This is a genomic window from Dactylosporangium sp. NBC_01737 (assembly GCF_035963215.1).
GTDB lineage: Bacteria > Actinomycetota > Actinomycetes > Mycobacteriales > Micromonosporaceae > Dactylosporangium.
The window spans coordinates 6,780,481-6,799,151 of record NZ_CP109153.1 but is presented as its reverse complement, the minus strand read 5'-3'; the positions used below and the strand labels follow the sequence as shown (position 1 = coordinate 6,799,151).

At 73.4% G+C, this 18,671-nt stretch carries 15 protein-coding genes and 1 pseudogene; 8 read left to right on the top strand and 8 right to left on the bottom strand.

What is annotated here, in order from left to right; genetic code table 11:
• Positions 1–3 precede the first annotated feature (3 nt).
• The 3 genes from OHA72_RS30800 to OHA72_RS30790 form a co-directional block, all read right to left on the bottom strand.
• On the bottom strand, positions 4–1,710 hold the full coding sequence (locus OHA72_RS30800) for an NAD-dependent malic enzyme (protein ID WP_327011284.1): 1,707 nt from the start codon (positions 1,708–1,710) through the stop codon (positions 4–6).
• Positions 1,711–1,802: 92 nt separating this feature from the next.
• Positions 1,803–2,765, bottom strand: coding sequence for a helix-turn-helix domain-containing protein (locus tag OHA72_RS30795; RefSeq protein ID WP_327011283.1), 963 nt, complete (start codon positions 2,763–2,765; stop codon positions 1,803–1,805).
• A 9-nt stretch (positions 2,766–2,774) separates the two neighbouring features.
• Positions 2,775–6,488: a S8 family serine peptidase gene (locus tag OHA72_RS30790; RefSeq protein WP_327011282.1), complete on the bottom strand. Its 3,714-nt coding sequence runs from the start codon at positions 6,486–6,488 to the stop codon at positions 2,775–2,777.
• Positions 6,489–6,609: 121 nt separating this feature from the next.
• Between OHA72_RS30790 and OHA72_RS30785 the strand changes: the two genes are divergently transcribed.
• Together OHA72_RS30785 and OHA72_RS30780 are read left to right on the top strand one after the other, a co-directional pair.
• Positions 6,610–7,014, top strand: a complete 405-nt coding sequence (locus tag OHA72_RS30785) for a hypothetical protein (protein WP_327011281.1) — start codon at positions 6,610–6,612, stop codon at positions 7,012–7,014.
• On the top strand, positions 7,014–7,322 hold the full coding sequence (locus OHA72_RS30780) for a hypothetical protein (RefSeq protein WP_327011280.1): 309 nt from the start codon (positions 7,014–7,016) through the stop codon (positions 7,320–7,322). Before OHA72_RS30785 ends, OHA72_RS30780 begins: the two co-directional genes overlap by 1 nt.
• A gap of 88 nt (positions 7,323–7,410) precedes the next feature.
• On the opposite strand, the gene OHA72_RS30775 is transcribed toward OHA72_RS30780, so the two are convergent.
• Both OHA72_RS30775 and OHA72_RS30770 read right to left on the bottom strand, forming a co-directional pair.
• The gene (locus OHA72_RS30775) at positions 7,411–7,536 is read right to left on the bottom strand and encodes a hypothetical protein (RefSeq protein WP_327011279.1); all 126 of its coding nucleotides are present in this window, start codon (positions 7,534–7,536) and stop codon (positions 7,411–7,413) included.
• Positions 7,537–7,630: 94 nt separating this feature from the next.
• Positions 7,631–7,999, bottom strand: coding sequence for a hypothetical protein (locus tag OHA72_RS30770; protein WP_327011278.1), 369 nt, complete (start codon positions 7,997–7,999; stop codon positions 7,631–7,633).
• Positions 8,000–8,160: 161 nt separating this feature from the next.
• Between OHA72_RS30770 and OHA72_RS30765 the strand changes: the two genes are divergently transcribed.
• The 3 genes and pseudogenes from OHA72_RS30765 (at position 8,161) to OHA72_RS30755 (ending at position 10,926) form a co-directional block, all read left to right on the top strand.
• Positions 8,161–8,853: a hypothetical protein gene (locus OHA72_RS30765; RefSeq protein WP_327011277.1), complete on the top strand. Its 693-nt coding sequence runs from the start codon at positions 8,161–8,163 to the stop codon at positions 8,851–8,853.
• A gap of 75 nt (positions 8,854–8,928) precedes the next feature.
• Positions 8,929–9,662, top strand: a pseudogene (locus OHA72_RS30760) (sulfite exporter TauE/SafE family protein).
• 283 nt (positions 9,663–9,945) lie between these two features.
• Positions 9,946–10,926 (top strand): MFS transporter, encoded by a 981-nt coding sequence (locus OHA72_RS30755; RefSeq protein WP_327011276.1) that lies wholly within the window; start codon positions 9,946–9,948, stop codon positions 10,924–10,926.
• Between the two features lie 52 nt (positions 10,927–10,978).
• Here OHA72_RS30755 and OHA72_RS30750 read toward each other — a convergent pair whose 3' ends face one another.
• The 3 genes from OHA72_RS30750 to OHA72_RS30740 form a co-directional block, all read right to left on the bottom strand.
• Complete coding sequence (locus OHA72_RS30750) at positions 10,979–13,417, bottom strand: acyltransferase family protein (RefSeq protein WP_327011275.1); 2,439 nt, start codon at positions 13,415–13,417, stop codon at positions 10,979–10,981.
• Between the two features lie 123 nt (positions 13,418–13,540).
• The gene (locus OHA72_RS30745) at positions 13,541–14,161 is read right to left on the bottom strand and encodes an isochorismatase family protein (protein WP_327011274.1); all 621 of its coding nucleotides are present in this window, start codon (positions 14,159–14,161) and stop codon (positions 13,541–13,543) included.
• On the bottom strand, positions 14,161–15,342 hold the full coding sequence (locus tag OHA72_RS30740) for a CaiB/BaiF CoA transferase family protein (protein WP_327011273.1): 1,182 nt from the start codon (positions 15,340–15,342) through the stop codon (positions 14,161–14,163). Before OHA72_RS30740 ends, OHA72_RS30745 begins: the two co-directional genes overlap by 1 nt.
• A gap of 69 nt (positions 15,343–15,411) precedes the next feature.
• Between OHA72_RS30740 and OHA72_RS30735 the strand changes: the two genes are divergently transcribed.
• Genes OHA72_RS30735 through OHA72_RS30725 form a run of 3 tightly spaced genes read left to right on the top strand, consistent with a single transcriptional unit; the run spans position 15,412 to position 18,660 of the window.
• A complete protein-coding gene (locus OHA72_RS30735; protein ID WP_327011272.1) occupies positions 15,412–16,314 on the top strand; it encodes a hydroxymethylglutaryl-CoA lyase in 903 nt (300 codons plus the stop codon).
• 31 nt (positions 16,315–16,345) lie between these two features.
• A complete protein-coding gene (locus tag OHA72_RS30730; RefSeq protein WP_327011271.1) occupies positions 16,346–17,827 on the top strand; it encodes a class I adenylate-forming enzyme family protein in 1,482 nt (493 codons plus the stop codon).
• Positions 17,824–18,660 (top strand): DUF4437 domain-containing protein, encoded by an 837-nt coding sequence (locus OHA72_RS30725; protein WP_327011270.1) that lies wholly within the window; start codon positions 17,824–17,826, stop codon positions 18,658–18,660. The genes OHA72_RS30730 and OHA72_RS30725 overlap by 4 nt, the downstream gene beginning before the upstream one ends.
• Positions 18,661–18,671: the final 11 nt, after the last annotated feature.

Here is an 18,671-nt window from a genome sequence, read left to right as displayed (position 1 = left end):
GCGTCACCCGGCCTTGACCGGACGGTACTGCGGCTGCCACATCGCGTCCTGGACCTGCTGGACCGGGTCCGTGAGCGGCACCTGGGCGAGGCCCTCCTCGACCGCCCGCTTCGCGACGGCGACGGCGACGGTCGCCGACACCTCCCGGAGGTTCTGCACCTGCGGCAGCAGCGACGCACCCGGGGTGCTCACGTCGACGAGGCCGGCGACGGCGTCGGCGGCCGCGGCGAACATCCCGTCGCTGATCCGCCTCGCCCGCGCCACCACCGTGCCGAGGCCCAGCCCCGGGTACAGCAGGGCATTGTTGGCCTGACCGATGTTGTACGCGACGCCCTTGTACGTCACGGGCGCGACGGGGATGCCAGTGGCGATGAGTCCCCGGCCGCCGGTCCACGCGACCAGGTCGCTCGGCATCGCCTCGATGCGCTCGGTCGGGTTGGACAGCGGGAAGATCATCGGCCGGTCGACGTGCCGGGCCATCTCCGTGATGATGTCCGCGGTGAACGCGCCGTGCACGGTCGAGGTGCCGATGAGCACGGTCGGCTGCACGCCGGCCACGACCTCGGCGAGCCCGATGGCGCCGTCTCGGGCCCAGTCCTTGGCCTCCGCGGCGGGCCGGGCGTACGGGACCTGGAAGTCCCGCAGGCCGGACATGTCGTCGGCGAGCAGGCCCTGCCGGTCGACGCACCAGATCCGGCGGGTCGCGGTGTCCTTGTCCAGGCCGTCACGGACCATCACGTCACGCAGCTGGTCGGCGATCCCGACCCCCGCGGTGCCGGCGCCGAAGATCACGATCCGCTGGTCGCGCATCCGGGTGCCGGCCACCCGGGCCGCGCTGAGGGCCGCGGCGAGCACGATCGCTCCAGTGCCCTGCATGTCGTCGTTGAAGGTGCAGAGCCGGTCGCGGTAGCGCTCCAGGATCCGCCGGCCGTTGCTCGGGCCGAAGTCCTCCCAGTGCAGCAGCGCGCCCGGGAAACGCTTCGTCGCGGCCTGCACGTACGCGTCGATGAAGTCGTCGTAGCGCTCCCCCCGGACCCGGGAGTGCCGGTTGCCGACGTAGTCCGGGTCGTTGAGCAGCTGCTCGTTGTCGGTGCCGACGTCCAGCGAGACCGGGATGACCCGGCCGGGGTCGATCCCGGCCGCGGCGGTGTAGACGGCGAGCTTGCCCACCGCGATGCCGATCCCGCCGGCGCCCCAGTCGCCGATGCCGAGGATCTCCTCGGCGTCGGAGGCGACGATCAGATCCACGTCACCGGCGCCCAGCCCCAGGTCGTCGAACGCCGCCCCGATCCGGTCGGGCTCGGCGATGGACAGGTACACCCCGCGCGGGCGGCGGTACTCGTGGCTGTACCGCTTGATCGCCTCGCCCACCGTCGGGTCGTAGACGATCGGCAGCAACTCCTGCAGGTGCTCCGCCAGCAGGCGGTAGAACAGCACCTCGTCGTTGTCCTGCAGCATCGCCAGGAACACGTTCTTGAGCAGGTCGCTCGGCTGCTCGTGGTACTGCTCGTACGCCCGCCTGGCCTGGTCCTCCAGCGACTGCACCGCGTGCGGCAGCAGCCCCTCCAGACCCAGCTCCACGCGCTCCCGCGCGGTGAACGCCGTGTTCTTGTTCAGCAGCGGCGTGTCGAGCACCTCCGCCCCGCGCGCCGAGGTCACACACGATCCGTCCTCGACCCAGAACCTTCGCTTCGCCGCGACAGCAGTCATCAGCACGTCCTCCGTTCAACGGGCACGGCTCTCTGGTCCGCCGTGAGCCCTACCCGCGACCGGCGGCTTACACCTTCCGCCGGCCAGATCGTTCAGGCCCAGCCGTTGCGGGCGGCGTGCCAGCCGAGCTGGATGCGGGTCTCGGCGCCGGCGCGTTGCATGAGGGCGTGGATGCGGCGCTGGACGGTGCGCAGCGACGTGTCGAGCTGGCCGGCGATCGCCTGGTCGGTGAGGCCGGCCAGCAGCAGCGCGACGATGCGGGTGTCGAAGGGCTCCAGGCCGGCGCCGCGCTCCCCGACCGTGGCGCCGTCCGTCCACAGTGGATATGCGCGGGTCCACAGCGTCTCGAACAGGGCGATGAGCGCGTCGAGCAGCCCGCTGGCGTGCACCAGCACCGAGGCGGGCGCGGTGTGCTGACCGGACAGCAGCGGCAGCAGCGCGGTCCGGCCGTCCACGATGATCATCTTGACGGGGACCCGGTCGACGACCCGGATCTCCTCGCCCTCGGCGATGCTGCTCGCCGCGAGCTGGACCAGGCCCGGCTCGGCGAGGGACTCCCGGTCGACGATCACCCGGTAGTGCACGCCGCGGCGCAGGCCGTCGTCGCCGGCCGTGTTGTCCTTGTGCGGGACCACCGCGAGACCCGGCACGATGAGGGAGCACACCTCGTGCCGGGCGCCCTGCTGCAGCTGCGCGAAGCAGTGCCGCACCGCGCCGACGTCGGTGATGACCTCGACCAGGTCGCCGGCGGAGCGGCCGGACGTCGCCCGGCGGTGCTCGTCGACGAGGGCGAGCAGCGCCAGCTCCGCCGCGTGCAGCTCGTCGCGCTGCCGGCGCAGCAGCGCACCGAGCGCGATCGCCGGCGGCGCGGCGGCGAACGTGCCGTGCGGCCCGGCGACGGCCAGGCCACGCGCCACGAGGCAGTCGAGCACCTCGATCGTCCGGGCGAGCGGCAGCACCGCCCGCCCGGCCAGGTCGGAGGGCGACCCGGTGGCCGCGACGAGGTGCCGGTACAGGCACTCCTCGTCGCGGTCCAGGCCGAGCGCGCTGAGCATGCCGCGATATTAGAGCCCCCGGTGGCGGGTGTCGCCCAGCCCGTAGGCGCGGATCACCTCCTGCTCGATCGCGTTGCCGGCGCTGTCGGAGGCCGTCACGCGCAGCGACACGAACGCGGCGTCGCGCGGTGGCGTGAACCGTGCGGTGCCGCCGGAGACCGGCACCGCGCGCCAGGTGGCGCCGTCGTCGAACGACACCGCGAACGCCGTCACGGCCGGGCTCCCGGCGCCGACGACACCAGGCAGGTGGACGGCCCGCACGCCGACCGACTGCCGGCCCGCCCGGGCGTCACCGGCGAGGTCGGTGCCGACCGTGTAGTCCAGCTGCAGCAACGGCAGCAGCTCGACGGCGAGCGGGCCGGCGACGGGCCGGGCACGCACCGTCCAGCGCGTGTGCGTGGCGGTCGTCAGCCGGTACACCGAAGCATCCCGCGACGCACGCAGCTCGGCGACGAACGTGGTCGGGCCCTCCGTCGACGGCGTGAAGTAGGCCGCCGGCCACTGGGAGCTCTGCATGAGCTCGCCGTCCTGCCACACCCGGAACAGCCGCTCGTCGGCGCCGTCCTGCATGGAGCCGCCGTGGTCGGTGCCGCTGTCGGTCCACGGCTGCACGTTGAACTCGACGAAGCCGGCCTGCCGTGACGACCACCAGTAGCCGGAACCGTTGCGCGGGTGGGTGACCGGCGCGAACCAGTCGCTCACCTGGCGGCTGCCGGCCGCGTACGCGTGCACGCCGGAGCGTGACTCGACGGCCAGACCGGGACCGGTGAACGCGTCCTCCATCCAGCTGGTGCCGGCCGGGGAGGAGACCCAGTCGGTGCGGGTGCCGGGCATGTTCTGCCACTGCAGGAAGCCGACGGCCACCTGCCGGTACGGGCGGAAGTTCCACCGGTACTCGCCGCCGGCGACCGCCGCCGAGCCGTGGAAGCGCATGTCGACGCGGGCCAGGTCGTTCGGGCGCGGACGGTAGCTGAGGTCGGCCGGGATCCGGCCCGGGTACTGCGCGACGAGGTCGTACACGTACGGCGTGTCCGGCACGCCCTCGATCCGCAGCCGGTCCGGCAGCGCCGCACCGGTCCGGGCGGTCACCGTCACGACCGGGACCGCGCTGAGCGCGCCCTCGTCGGTGCCGACCCACTCCATCAGCTTGCCCGGCCCGTCGTTGACGACGATGAGCAGCGCCGCCCCGGCGTCCGCGGCGGCCTGCGCCCGGACGCCCGGCGCGACGGCGTCGGAGCGCGTCACCACGACCGCCTTGCCGCGGACATTGCGGCCCCGGTAGTCGTCGGCGGCTCCGGTGCCGGCCCGCACGACGTCGAGCACGCCGCGCCCGTCGTAGGCGCTCGACCCGGCCTGGGCGAGGAAGGGGATCCCGTCGCCGAGGGTGAGCATCGGGTACGCCTTGCGCCACCGCGTCTCGTACTCGAACGCGCCCCTGGTGACGCGTTTCGTCGGCAGGACGTACGCGGTGTCGTACTGCGGGCCGAGCAGCAGCTGCTCGTCGATCGTCGACCCGGCGCCGTCGGTGCGGTACCAGTTGAGCTGCAGCACCCGGTCCTCGGTGCGTGGCGCACCCGGCAGCTGCGCGCTCACCTCGCGGGCCTGCCGCGCGTCGAGGGTGACGGTGCGGTCGCGGTCCAGCACGATCTCCGGGTCGCCGAGCAGCGCCATGGCCTGCGAGTCGGGGCCGTGCCCGCCGGAGACCGGGATCAGGGTCAGCGCGCTGTACGTCCCGGCCCGCAGCCGGACGGCGAGGTCGCCGTCGTAGGCGAAGACGAGCGGGTCGTACTGGCCGAACGCCTGCACCTCCAGGTAGCCGGCGGCCGGTCTGCCGTCCCGGTCGCGGATGCTCAGGTGCAGGTTGTGCCGCTCGTCCTCGGTGTAGAGGCCGACCTGCGTGCGGACCGTCTGCCCGCCGCCGGTCGCGACGATCTGCCCCAGGTACCGGCGGGCGGTCTTCGCCATGGCGGGCTTCGCCACGGCGGTGACCGTGGCGGTGCCGTGCGCCGGGACGGTGACCCGGTCCGTGGACAGGCCGAACATGCCGTCGGCGGCCGGGGTGCCCGCGTCGGCGCCGGGATCGACGTCGTACGGGCCGCCGGCGATCGCGACCCGCTCGGTCAGCTCCAGGGTGACCGGGTCGTCGCCGCTGTTGCTGTACGTGACGGCCCGCTCGACGGTTGCCGCGCCGGCGTGCGGCCAGCCGAAGAACCCGAAGTACGCCGAACCGGTCGCGGAGACGGTCGCGCGGGTCGCCGCCGCCACGTCCACACGGCCCGCGCCGACGGCGTACGCGTCCAGTTCCGGCAGCTGCCGGCTGCTGCTCATCAGCGTGTCCTTGAGCCGCGCCGCGGTCCAGTCCGGGTGCTGGGACGCGAGGATCGCCGCGGCGCCGGCGACGTGCGGCGTCGCCATCGACGTGCCGCTCATCGTGGTGTACCAGCCGTCGGTGGCGTTGCCGCCGGCCTTCGCCGCGGCGATGTCCACGCCGGGCGCGGCGATGTCGGGCTTCAGCCCGTAGTCGCCGAAGCGCGGCCCGCGGGAGGAGAAGTAGGCGAGCCGGTCGTCGGCGTCGACGGCGCCGACGGTCAGCGCGGCATCGGCGACCCCGGGCGCACCCATCGACGCCTCGTTGCCGTTGTTGCCGGCCGCAACCACGAACAGCGTGCCGCTCTGCGCGCTCAACGCGTTCAGCGCCTGGCTGACCGGGTCGGTGCCGTCGCTGGCCTGGGAGTTGCCGAGGCTCATGCTGACCACCTTGGCGTGCTGTGCGACCGCCCACTCCATGCCGGCGATCACCCACGAGTCCTCGCCGTAGCCGTCGTCGGCCAGCACCTTGCCGGCGATGAGGTCCGCACCGGGTGCGACCCCGCGCTCCGCGTGGCCGGCGGAGGCCGCGCCGCTGCCGCCGACGGTGGAGATGGTGTGCGTGCCGTGCCCGTTGCCGTCGTCGGCGCTCTCACCGGGCACGAAGCTCGCGGTGGCGCTGACCCGCCCGGCCAGGTCGGGGTGGTCGAGGTCGACGCCGGTGTCGAGCACCGCGACCCTCACCCCGGTGCCGGTCAGCCCGGCCGCCCACGCGGCCGGCGCGCCGATCTGCGCCGTGCTCTGCTCCAGGTCCGCCTCGACCCGGCCGTCCAGCCACAGCTTCTGCGGGCCGTTGCCCTGTTTCACCGCGTCCCACGTGGTCCGCGCGGTCCGCTTCTGCGCCTTCAGCGCGGCGCCGTTGACGCTCGGCAGGTCCCGCACCTTCGTCGTGCCGGCGGTGCGCTGCTGCACCGCGGCGCGGGCCCCGCCGTACGTGGCGATCAACGGGATCTCGGCCCGCCGCGCGTCGTCGTAGCCGCCGCGCACCAGCAGCGAGACGTTGAACAGGCGCCGGTCGACGGCGTTCGCGGCGACCAGCGGCATGGCCTCGTCCGGCCACACGTACAGGTCCTTGCCGATCGTCTGGGTGCGCACCCCGCCCGGCGCGCGCCGCGGCCGCCGCACCTCGGCGACCTGCTTGCCGCCGCCGGCGTCGACGAGCCGGACCACGTCGCCGGTGATGAGCGTGACGGTATGGGTGGCACCCTGCGCCGCGGAAGCGGAAGCGGAAGCGGGTGCCGGGGTGGCGGGTGCCGCGTGCGCGGCCTGACTGGCCGGTCCGGTCAGCAGCCCGAGGGCGGCGAGCGAGGCGACCGCGGCGCGTACGGTGCGACCGCGGCGGACGTCGATTGACATGCACGGTGTCTATCGGGCGTCCCGGCCGCGCGGAACGCCGCGCGCCTGGCAGGAACCCGCCACGGCGCATGTCCGCCACGCGCCTTGGTACCGTGGCCGCCTTCGAAATCAGGAGATGTGCATGGTCCTCAGGATGATCGGCTACTGGGACGGCCCGGCGGCGCCCGACGGCCTGCCCGACGTCTGCGGCTCCGTGACCCCCGGCGCCGACCCGGCCGTCCAGCGCTCGGTGGCGGCCTACCTGCGCTCCGGCACCGTCCTCGCCGTGGCCGCGGGCATGTCCCGGTGCCGGCTGTGCGGCACCGTCAACGGCAGCGCCGAACTGTCCGACGGCACGCACTTCGTGTGGCCGGAGGGCCTCGCGCACTACGTCGAGGCGCACGACGTCCGCCTGCCCGACGAGGTCGCCGCCGTCGCCGCCCGCGGCCCGGCGCCCGCCGTCGACCCGGGGCCGCTGTCGGACGTGCCGGCCGACATGGCGTGGTGGTGCGCGGCGGCCGCCGCGGCGCCCCGGCCGTGCACCTGATGGGCTGCCGGCACAGCGGGCGGACCGCGCCGTGGGACCTGCCGACCACCGCCGACGTGTACGTGGACCGGGTGCCCGAGGGTGCCGTCGCGACCCTGGGCCGGATCCGGACCCTGCTCGGCGCCTCGTGGCCGATCTCCGACCTGCGCCGGATGCTGGGCGCGCAGCCGTTCCTGGCCGTCGCCGGCGGCAACCCGGCCGCCCTGCACCGCGCCCTGGCCGGCTCCGCCCCGCTGCGGCCGTTCCTGTTCTACGCCTCCGAGACCACTCCGGACGCCCTCGAGGCGATCTGGCCCGACACACCCTGACGCCGTCACTCACGTCGGTGTCATTGGCGAGCCGCCCGCAACGGCTGGGCGTGACGCAGCCGTTGCGGGGTGCGGGTCTCGGACGGGGTCAGTGGCCGGTGGGAGGGATGCTCGAGGACTGGACGTCGCGCTTGGCCTTCTTGGCGGACCGCTTCTCTTTGAGCGTCTTGCCGGCCTTCTTCAAGGCGGCCTTGTGCGGTGACTTGTCGGACATCTGCACTCCTTGGTCTCCGCGTCAGCGGAGCCTGGATCGAGTCGCCACGACCGCGGCACCCTGAGCCTAGTCTCTTTCGCCGCCGACGACGCGTTCACGGATGGATGGACGACCAGAGATACGTCATGGCGACGACCGCGGCGGCCAGCCAGCCGGCCACGGCGCCCGCGGTCCCGGCGAGCACACCGGAGCGGATCCTGGCCGCGGCCAGGCCACCCACCACCGCCGTCGAGACGAGCGCGCTCGCCGCGAACGCCGGGATGCCGACGAACAGCGCCGCCAGCAGCGCGACGTCACGCGCGGTCCACCCGCAGCCGAAGCCCTGGCACCCTTCCCCGGCCGGGGTGTCCGACAGGGAGAACCACCAGATCACCGCCACCGCGGCGAGCACGCCGTACCAGCCGGCCATCGTGGCGAACCCCTTGGCGAGCACCAGCCCCCGTGACGGCCCCATCGCATCCATGGCCGTCAGCCTAGGAACGCAACCAGCCGCCGTCCGCCGTGCGGCTACTCGACTTCGGGCTGGGTACCGTACTCAGGCGACCGGGGGCTCGGGTCGAGCCGATGTAGGCTCCCGCGTCAGGGAGTTTCGAGCATGGGAGTCAGATGAGTCAGAGCGGGGACTTGTACAGGCTCCTGTCCGCCTTCGAAGGCGAGCTCGCGCCGTCGAGGGACACCCCTGGCGCCGTTCGCGGATTCCTCCTCGGCGACGGAGCACGTGGAATCCTGGGGCACGCCGAGTTCGAGAAGGTGCAACCGCCGGGGCCGTCACGAGCGGTGGCCTTCGCCGCCTTGTACGTTGCGGCGGGCGTGGTCGGGACCATCGCCGTGGTTAAAACCGCTCCGCACGTCAAGCGCTGGCTGCAGGAGAAGGCGCTACCGCTCCTCAAGAGGAAGCCGGCCGAGGCAGCAGCGCCGGCCCCGTTCTCAACCGCGGACTTCTCCAGGGCGACGGACGTCGTGCTCGAAGACTGCAGCACCAGCATGAGCAGCGCGGAAGCGCAGCAACGTGTCGCGGCGCTGCTCACCGCGGCGGCATTCATCGCAGAGCAGGTGAGAATGCTGTCCAACGCCCGCATCGAAGACGACGAGGCGTTCCCGGAGCTGCAGGGCGCGATGCGGAAGCTCACGACGCAGCAGGTCACCGACAGCATCAATCGCATGCTCGAGACGAACGCGTTCCCGCTCGACGAGGAGACCTCGGCGGCGTTCATGAGGGTCTTCGGCGGAGGTCGCGTCGTCGACGGCCAGTATGTGCCGTTGCTGAACGCAAAGGTCAAACAGGCGTTGCGCCTGACCGATCGCATGGCGGTGTGACGGATCCGTGCCGGGGCGGGCCCGCCGCCCGGCGCCCCGGCCCGCGCGGGCACACTCTGCGGCGTGGCGTGGTGGATGTATGTGATGCTGCCCCTGGCCGGTGTCGGCGCCGGGCTTGTCGGCAGTGTCGCGGGGCTCGCGTCACTGATCAGTTACCCGGTGCTGCTGGCGCTCGGGCTGCCGCCGGTCACCGCGAACGTCACCAACAGCGTCTCCCTGGTGTTCGCCAGCGCCGGGTCCGTCGCGGGCTCCCGGCCGGAGCTGGACGGGCAAGGTCCGCGGCTGCGGTGGCTGGCGCTCGCCGCGGTCGCCGGGGCGCGACGGGCAGCGCGCTGCTGCTGCTCGCGCCGGCGGAGACGTTCGAGTTCGTGGTGCCGTGGCTGATCGCCGGGGCGTCCCTGGCGATCCTGCTGCCGCGGCGGGCGGCCGACGCCGAGCGGCACCGCCGGCACGGCTGGATGCTGGCCGGCGGGGTCACGCTCGTCGGGGTGTACGGCGGCTACTTCGGCGCCGCCGCCGGGATCGTGCTGCTCGCGCTGCTGCTGGCGATGACGCCGGACACCTTCGCCCGGGGCAGCGCCGCGAAGAACGTGCTGCTCGGCGTGGCGAACGCGGTCGCGGCGTGCGCGTTCGCGCTGTTCGGCCCGGTGCACTGGCTGGCGGTGCTGCCGCTCGGCGCGGGCCTGTTCCTCGGCGGGCGGCTCGGCCCCGTCGTGATCCGCAGGAGCCCGCCGGCCGCGCTGCGGGGCCTCATCGCCGTGCTCGGGCTCGGCCTCGCCGCGCACCTCGGCTGGCAGGCGTACCGCTGATGACGGCGACGACCTACCGGGCTCTGCTGCGCACGCCGGGCGCCGCCGCGTTCTTCGTGCCGACCGCCCTCGGCCGGGTCGGGATCGCGATGACCAGCCTCAGCATCGTCTGGCTGGTCCGTTCGGCGACCGGCTCCTACGCCAGCGCCGGCCTCGTCACCGGCGCGTTCGCCGTCGCCGACGCCCTGGCCGGGCCGCAGGTCGGCCGGCTGATCGACCGGTTCGGGCAGAGCCGGGTGCTGCCCCGGCGCTCGTCGCGCACGCGGCCGCGGTCGCCGCCCTGGTGCTCAGCGCCGTCAACCACGCGCCGGGCTGGCTCCTCGCCGTCGCCGGCGCGCTGGTCGGGGCGAGTCTGCCGCAGCTCAGCGCCGTCGCCCTGGCCCGTTGGTCGGCACTGCTGGAAGGCCCGCGACGGCCCGCGCTGCCGACGGCGTACGCCCTGGAGTCGCTCAGCAACAGCGTCGCGTACCTCGTCGGCCCGGCACTCGTGAGCACCATCGCGGCGGCGGGCCGCCCGGTGCTGGGCACGCTGACCGCCGCAGCCCTGGTGGTCGCCGGCGGATCCGTCCTGGCACTGCAGCGCCGCACCGCACCCCCGGTCGCGGCCCGGGACGGCGGCCACGCGCGGAGCCGGCGCGCGTTGCTGCGCCCCGGGTTCGTGGTGCTCGTCGGCGTGAACACCACGATCGGCGGCTTCTTCGGCACGATGTCGATCGCCGTGACCGCCTTCGCCGTGGAGCGCGGGTCCCCGGCCCTGGCGGCGGTGCTGTTCGCCACCTCCAACGGCGCCGGGCTGCTCTCCGTCCTGGTGTACGGCCTGCGCCGCCGACGCCACGAGCCCCGGTTCCAGCTCGCCGCGACGGCCGCCGCGCTGGGCCTCGGCAGCCTGCCGCTGCTCGCCTGGGGCTCCCCCACGGCCGTCATGACGGGCGTCGTGGCCGGCGTGCTGCTGACCGCGGTCGCGGTGCCGGTCGTGCTGGTCCTCGCATCGGTCCTCGCCGACGCCGTCGTCGACCGCGGCGTGCTGACGGAGGCCTTCGCATGGCTGGGCTCGGCGAGCGCCGCGGGCTCGGCGGTGGCGGCGACCGTCGCGGGCCTGGCCGTCGACGGCAACGGCGCCCGCGGCGGCCTGCTGGTCGCCGTCGTCGCCGCATGCGCCACCGCCGCCCTCTCCCTGGCCGGCACCCGCTCCCTCCGCCCTCCCACTTCGGCGGAGCACCCCCAGCCGTCACCGCAGTACCACCGCGGCGCCCCGAACCCCTGACCGCCGCGCTGGGCGCGCGCCCTGCCGTGGACCGTTTCAACCTGCCGGTTGGTCACTCACCGTCGATGGCACGAACCGGCTCCTCGGACGTCGACCAACGCCTGTGCGCGCCGGGTGCGGCATGGCGCGGCACGGGAGCGGAAGCATGCCGCGCGGGCGCGGCGTGCCGCGGCTCGGGAACAGCGGCATGCGACGCGGAGGCAGCGTGCCGCGGCTCAGGAAGACGCCGCTCGGAGCCATGCGACGCGGACGCCGCGTGCCGCGGCTCGGGAACAGCAGCGTGCGACCCTGAGACGGCGTGCCGCGGCTCAGGCACGGCACTGTGCGGCGCAGAGACAGCGTGCCGCGGCTCGGGAACAGTGGCGTGCGACGAAGGGCCATCGTGGCGCGGCTCGGAAAGGCTCGGCGCGGGAGCAGACAGCGTGGGATCGACAGCAGGCGGCGCGGAAGCAGCGTGACGCGGCTCAGGAACAGCCACGTGCGACGCAGGAACGTCACGACGCGGCCCAGAAAGGCGCGGCGCGACAGCGGGCGGCACGAGATCGGCGGCAGGCGGCGCGAGATCGGCAGCAAGCGGCGCGGAATCGGCGGCAGGCGGCGCGGAAACACCATGACGCGGCCCAGGAACAACGACGTGCGACGCAGGAACATCACGACGCGGCCCAGAAAGGCGCGGCGCGACAGTAGGCGGTGCGGAAGCAGCGTGACGCGGCTCAGGAACAGCAGCGTGCGGCGCAGGAACATCGTGACCCAGCTCCGAAAGGCGCAGCGCGACAGCGGGCGGCACGAGATCGGCGGCAGGCGGCGCGGGGTCGGCGGCAGGCGGCGCGGAAACACCATGACGCGGCTCAGGAACAACGACGTGCGACGCAGGAACATCACGGCGCGACTCCGAAAGACGCGACTCCGAAAGACGCGGCGCGACAGCAGGCGACGCGGAATCGGCGGCAGGCGGCGCGGAAACACCATGACGCGGCTCAGGAACAACGACGTGCGACGCAGGAACATCACGGCGCGACTCCGAAAGACGCGACTCCGAAAGACGCGGCGCGACAGCAGGCGACGCGGAATCGGCGGCAGGCGGCGCGGAAACACCATGACGCGGCTCAGGAACAACGACGTGCGACGCAGGAACATCACGGCGCGACTCCGAAAGACGCGGCGCGGGCGTGTGAGAGCGCGGTGTCGGAGCAACAGGACGGCGGGGCGCGGAAGTGCGGCGCGGAGGCGCGGAGGCGGGTGGGCGTGGCACGGGAGCCGGAGAGTGCGGCGCGGGAGTGCGCGGCGCGGGGGCAGAAGAGTGCGGCGCAGGAGTGCGCGGCGCGGGAGTGGAAGGGTGCGGCGCGGGAGGGTTCGGGGCGAGGGTGGGTGGGCGTGGGGTGGGGATGGTGGGCGGTGCCTGTGGCAGGGCGGGCCGGGGCATCGGCACCGAGGCGACGAACCGGGGCGCCGGCGCGGCCGTCAGCACCATCCGGTGCCGGCCGGGCCCGGCGGGGACCGGGGTGCGACGGCGCAGCAGGCGCAGGGCGGGCTGCTCCACGCCGTGGTAGACGATCATCGCGGCGATCAGGCTGAACCACAGCAGCGACCCCGTCGCCGCCAGTGCCTGGACAGGACCCGCCTGGTGGGGCAGGAGGCCGTACCGGTCGAAGGCGGTGAGGACCAGGAAGTGCACGAGGTAGAAGGCGAAGGACAGCTCCCCCAGGTACACCATCAGCGGCCGGGACCACAGGGTCGGCCGGCCCAGCAGGTCGGCGCGGGCGGCGGCGGCAACGATGAGCGTGACTGGGACGAGGGTGATGGCGTGCTCGTTGACCGGGTACGGCAGGAACAGGCCCGCGAACATCGCCGGCGGCAGCAGCGCCAGGGACCAGCGCAGGCCGGGGCCGCGCCACGAGCCGGAGCGGACCAGCAGTGCCACGGCGATGCCGAGCGTGAACTCGGCCATGCGGACCGGGGGCAGGAGGTAACCGACGTAGGCGGCGGTCGAGTGTGTGGCGGGGACCAGGTTGACGGCGAGGGCGGCGACGCACTCGACCATCATCACCACGACGGCCCACAGGCCGGCCGGGCCGAGCCTGCGCATGCCCGCCAGGAGCAGCGGGAAGCACAGGTAGAAGAACACCTCGCAGGACAGCGACCAGCTGACCAGGTTCAGCGCGGCGTAGACGTCGTGGCGTGGGAACCAGCTCTGTGTGAGTGTCAGGTGGGTGGTGAGCTGCAAGGGGCCGGCGCCGCCGATGATGACGGCCGCGGCGAGCGTGGTGACGAGGGTCGCCGGGTACACCTTGCTGAAGCGGCGCCACCAGAACGTGCCGGCGCGTTCGCCGGGGCGGGCCGACCAGGCCAGGACGAAGCCGGACAGGACGAAGAAGAACGAGACGCCGAGGCCGCCGCCGTGTGCGAGGGCGGCCCAGAGCACCGACCGCACGGGTTTCGCGGCGACGAGCTGCGGGTTGTAGTACTGCTCCAGGAGGTGCTGGCCGAACACGATGAGCGCCGCCGCCCAGCGCAGTCCGGTGAGCGACGGTAGCCGGCTGTCACGGTGCACTCCCGTTGTCTAACGAACCGCGGACGGGCGTAAGGCCGGACCGCGGAAACCTCACATCGACTCTCACTCCAACCGCTCAAGCGCCTCCGAGCAGGGCACGACGTCGGCGTACTTGGCGTCCAGGTCGAACAGGTTCGCCTCGTGCGGGCCGGGGGCCCGGTCGGCGCACGCCTCCCGCACGACCATCGGCCGGAACCCGGCCTGCAGCGCGTCGACGGCGCTGGCGCGCACGCAGCCGGAGGTGGAGTACCCGCCGATGACGACGGTGTCGGCGCGGCACGCGGTCAGCCACGCGGCGAGGGCGGTCCCGGCGAACGCGCTGGCGTAGTGCTTGCGGACCACGAGTTCGCCGGGCGCCGGGGTCAGCGGCGGCGGGAGCGCGGCGAGGGGCGAGCCGTCGGCGAAGACGCGCAGGCCCGGGACCTTCGTGGCGAACAGCGGCGCCTCGGCGCAGGTCTCGTCGGCGAACCCGACCGCGGTGAACGCGACCGGCCGCCCCGCGGACCTGGCCGCGGCGAGCAGCGACGTCATCGCGGACAAAGCCGCGGCGGCCGTCTCGCAGTACAGCGGCGAGGACGGCGACAGGTACGCCACGACCGGGTCGACGAGCAGCAGCGCGGGCCGCGACCCCCAGCCGAGCCGGCCGGAGAAGCCCGCGCCGGCATAATCCGAGGCCAAGGACATCAGACGACCCCGTCCACCCGGAGCTTGTCGAGGTCCGATGTGGACAGTCCGAGCAGCCCGCCGTACACCTCGGCGTTGTGCTGACCGAGCGCCGGTCCGGCCCAGCGGATCTCGCCGGGGGTGTCCGACAGGCGGGGCGCCGGGGCCTGCATGGGCAGCGCGCCGAAGTCCGGATGCGGCACGTCGACAATGGACTGGCGGGCGAGGAAGTGCGGGTCCTGCAACATGTCGGCGGGCCGGTAGATCTTGCCGGCCGGCACCCCGGCGGCGTGCAGCAACGCGAGGGTCTCGTCGGCGGGCAGGGTGACGGTCCACGCCGCGATCAGGTCATCGAGCTCCTGCTGGTTGGCGCCGCGGGCACCGTGCGTGGCGTAGCGGGGATCGCTGGAGAGCGAAGGACGCCCCATCACCTCACAGAGGCGCACGAAGACGGTGTCGCGGTTGCCTGCGATGAGGATGTCGACCCCGTCGGCGGTCGGGTAGGCGTTGCTGGGCGCGACGTTGGGCAGGATCGCGCCGGTGCGTTCGCGCTGGTACCCGGCCACGACCCACTCCGGCAGCAGCGACTCCATGTACGTGAGGACCGCCTCGTAGATGGCGGAGTCGACGACCTGGCCGCGGCCGGTGCGCACGCGGGCGTGCACGGCCATGACGGCGCCGTAGGCGGCCATGGTGCCGGCGAGGGCGTCGCCGAGGGAGACCCCGACGCGGCTGGACGGGCGGTCGGGCTCGCCGGTGACGTGGCGGATGCCGCCCATCGCCTCGCCGATCGAGCCGAACCCGGCCCGCGGCGCGTAGGGGCCGGTCTGGCCGTACCCGGTGACGCGGACCAGGACGAGCCGCGGGTTGATCGCGGACAGCTCGTCGTAGCCGAGCCCCCAGCGCTCCAGGGTGCCGGGCCGGAAGTTCTCGACCAGGACGTCGGACGAGGCGACCAGCCGCCGCACCAGGTCCTGCCCGGCCTGGGTGCGCAGGTTGCAGGTGACCGATTTCTTGTTGCGGGCCACGACGGGCCACCACAGCGACTGCCCGTGCGGCTTCTCGCGGCCCCACTCGCGCATCGGGTCGCCCTTGCCGGGGTCCTCGAGCTTGATGACCTCGGCGCCGAAGTCGCCGAGCAGCTGCCCCGCGAACGGACCGGCGAGCAGCGTCCCGGTCTCCAGGACACGGATGTCAGACAACGGACCAACCATGGTCAGGCAGTGTACGGTTTGGAAACGATGTTTCGCTAGAGGAACCGGAGGCGGGCGATGGGCACCGTGGAGATCGTCGAGGTCGGCCCGCGCGACGGGCTGCAGAACGAGAAGGTCCTGCTGCCGACCGCCGCCAAGGTCGACTACATCACGCGGGCCCTGGACGCCGGCATCCGCCGGATGGAGGCGACCGCGTTCGTGCACCCCGGGCGGGTGCCGCAGATGGCGGACGCGGAGGCGGTGATGGCCGCGGTACCCCGCCGCGCCGGCGTCACCTACATCGGCCTGGTGCTCAACCGGCGCGGCCTGGACCGGGCGCTCGCGGCGGGCGTCGACGAGGTCAACGTGGTGGTGGTCGCCTCCGACGAGTTCTCCCGCCGCAACCAGGGCACCGGCACGCAGGAGGCCCTGGACGTGTGGCACGACGTCGCCGCGGGTGCCAGGTCGGCCGGTGTACAGGCGTCGCTCACCATCGCGGCGGCGTTCGGCTGCCCGTTCACCGGCGAGGTGCCCTTGGACCGGGTCCGGTGGATCGCCGAGACGGCCCTGCACGAGCGGCCGCGCGAGATCGCGATCGCCGACACCATCGGCGTCGGGGTGCCCACCCAGGTCCGCGCCCTCGTCGCGATGCTGCGCGAGCTGGACGCGGACGTGCCGCTGCGGGCGCACTTCCACAACACCCGCAACACCGGCTACGCCAACGCCGTGGCCGCGCTGGAGGCCGGGGTCGGCACCCTGGACGCCAGCATCGGCGGGATCGGCGGCTGCCCGTTCGCGCCCCAGGCGACCGGCAACATCGCCACCGAGGACCTCACGTACCTGCTGCACGGCATGGGCGTGCACACCGGCCTGGACCTGCCCGCCCTGGCTGCCACCGGGACCTGGATCGGCGGCCGGCTCGGCATCCGGACACCGGCGCTGCTGGGCCGCACGGCGACTTTTCCACCGGCGACCCGTTGATTCAGAATGGAAACGGTGTTTCCATTACGCCGTGACTGGCGCTCAGCTGAATATCGCCAACGGCGTGCGGGAGTTCGCCCGCGCCACCCCGGGCACCGTCGCCGTGATCGACGGTGACCGGCGGCTCACGTACGCCGCGCTCGACGATCGCGCGAGCCGCCTGGCCGACGCGCTGCTCGCCGCCGGCCTGCGACCCGGCGACCCGGTGGCGGTGCTGTCCGGCAACCGCCTGGAATACTGCGAGATCGCCGCGGGGCTGGCCAAGGCCGGGCTGCCGATGGTGCCGCTGAACCCGCGGCAGACGGCCGCCGACACCGCGTACATCGCCGGACACTCCGGCGCCCGGGCGCTCATCCTGGATCCCGCGCTGGAGGACCGCGCCGTGGACGTCGGACTCGCGGTCCGGCTCGGCCCGGACTACGAGGCGATGCTCGCCGGCGCGTCCGCCAGGGACCCGCGGGTGCCGGTCGGCGAGCAGGACCCGTTCTGTATCGCGTACACCTCCGGCACCACCGGCGCGCCCAAGGGCGTGCTCATCAGCCACCGGTCGCGCTGCCTGACCTTCTACTGCACCGCTCTGGAGTGGGGCCTCGGACCGGGGCGGCGCACCGTCGCCGTCGCACCGATGTATCACGGCGCCGGGTTCGCCTTCGCCTACGCGTCGGTGTTCACCGGCGGCACCGTGTCGATGCTGCGCGCCTGGGACCCCGGCGAGCTGCTGACGATGGTCGAGCGGGACCGGCTGCAGTCGGTGTTCCTGGTGCCGACGCACGCCGTGGGGCTGCGCGAGCTCGGCGTGACCGGGCACGACCTGAGCAGCCTCGACACGCTGTACTTCAACGCGGCCGCGCTGCCCGTCGCGCTCAAGGAGTGGGTCATGTCGGCCTTCCCCGGCGTCGGCGTGCACGAACTCTACGGCTCCACGGAGGCCGGCGTCATCACCAACCTGCGGCCCGCCGACGCCCGCCGCAAGGCCGGCTCGGTGGGCCACCCGTGGTTCATGACCGAGATCCGGGTCGTCGACGACGACGGTGTACCGGTGCCGCCCGGGACGCCCGGCGAGCTGTTCAGCCGCTCACCGTTCCTGATGAACGGCTACCTCGCCAACCCCGGGGCCACCGCGGAGTGCACCACCGCCGACGGGTTCCTCACCAGCGGCGACGTGGTCACGGTGGACGACGAGGGGTACATCACCATCGTCGACCGCAAGAAGGACCTGATCATCACCGGCGGGGTGAACGTCTACCCCCGCGACGTCGAGGAGGCCCTGGCCGCGCACCCGTCGGTGGCCGAGGCCGCCGTGGTCGGCGAGCCCGACGAACGGTGGGGCGAGCGGGTCGTCGCATACGTCGTGGCGCGGCCGGGCACTTCGCTGAACCCCGACGCGCTGCGCGAGCACCTCCGGACCCGGCTGGCCGGACACAAGGTGCCGAAGGAGATCCGGCCGATCGCGGCACTCCCCCGCAACGCGGCTGGCAAAGTGCTGAAACGAGAGCTGAGGAGCACGGGTTGAGGGCGCACGTCGAACTGATCCACGAGGACGACTACATCTGGCACGAGGCCGAACTGCCGTTCGGCGAGGGCAAGGCGGTCGAACGGCGGCTGTCCACCGACGAGGAGGACGGCTCGTCGTCACTGTCCCTGCAGTTCCGGTCCGACTGGGGACGGGGCCCGGGCGTGGCGCACGCCGACACCGAGTTCTACGTGGTCTCGGGTTCGCTGGTGTACGGCGGGACCGAGGTCGGACCGGGCGGCTACCTGCAGGTGCCCAAGGGTGTCCCGATGGACTGGATCAAGGTCCGGGAGGGCAGCCACGTCCTGCACTGGCGGGAGTACGGCGACTGCGGCTTCGACCCCGACGGCCCGCGCCGCGAGGAGGGTGCGCCGACGCTCGTCGACCCGGCCAAGCAGGAGTGGGTCGCCGCGCCGACCGTCGGTCCGCTCACCCCGCTCTACATCAAGCTGCTGCACCGCGACCCGAAGACCGGCTTCTACACGCGGCTGATCCGGGCGCCGAAGGGCTGGAGCGACCACCGCCTCGCGCACCATCCGTGCTACGAGGAGTTCTACACGCTCAGCGGGAAGATGGCGTACAACTTCGGCGACATCGACGAGGGCACCTACTGCTTCCGGCCCGCGGGCGTGAAGCACGGCCACTTCATCGCCGAGACCGAGATCGACTGGATCATCCGCTCCGACGGCGAGCTGGTGAACTGGTACACCACCGACGAGTGGGTGAAGTGGGGCGGCACCGCCGAGAACTACCACTCCCACGAGGCGCCGGTCATCTCCACCCTGCCGGTGCGCTCCCGCTCCCGCGGCGCCTGGTCCGGCGACGGCATGTAACCCTCCCACCG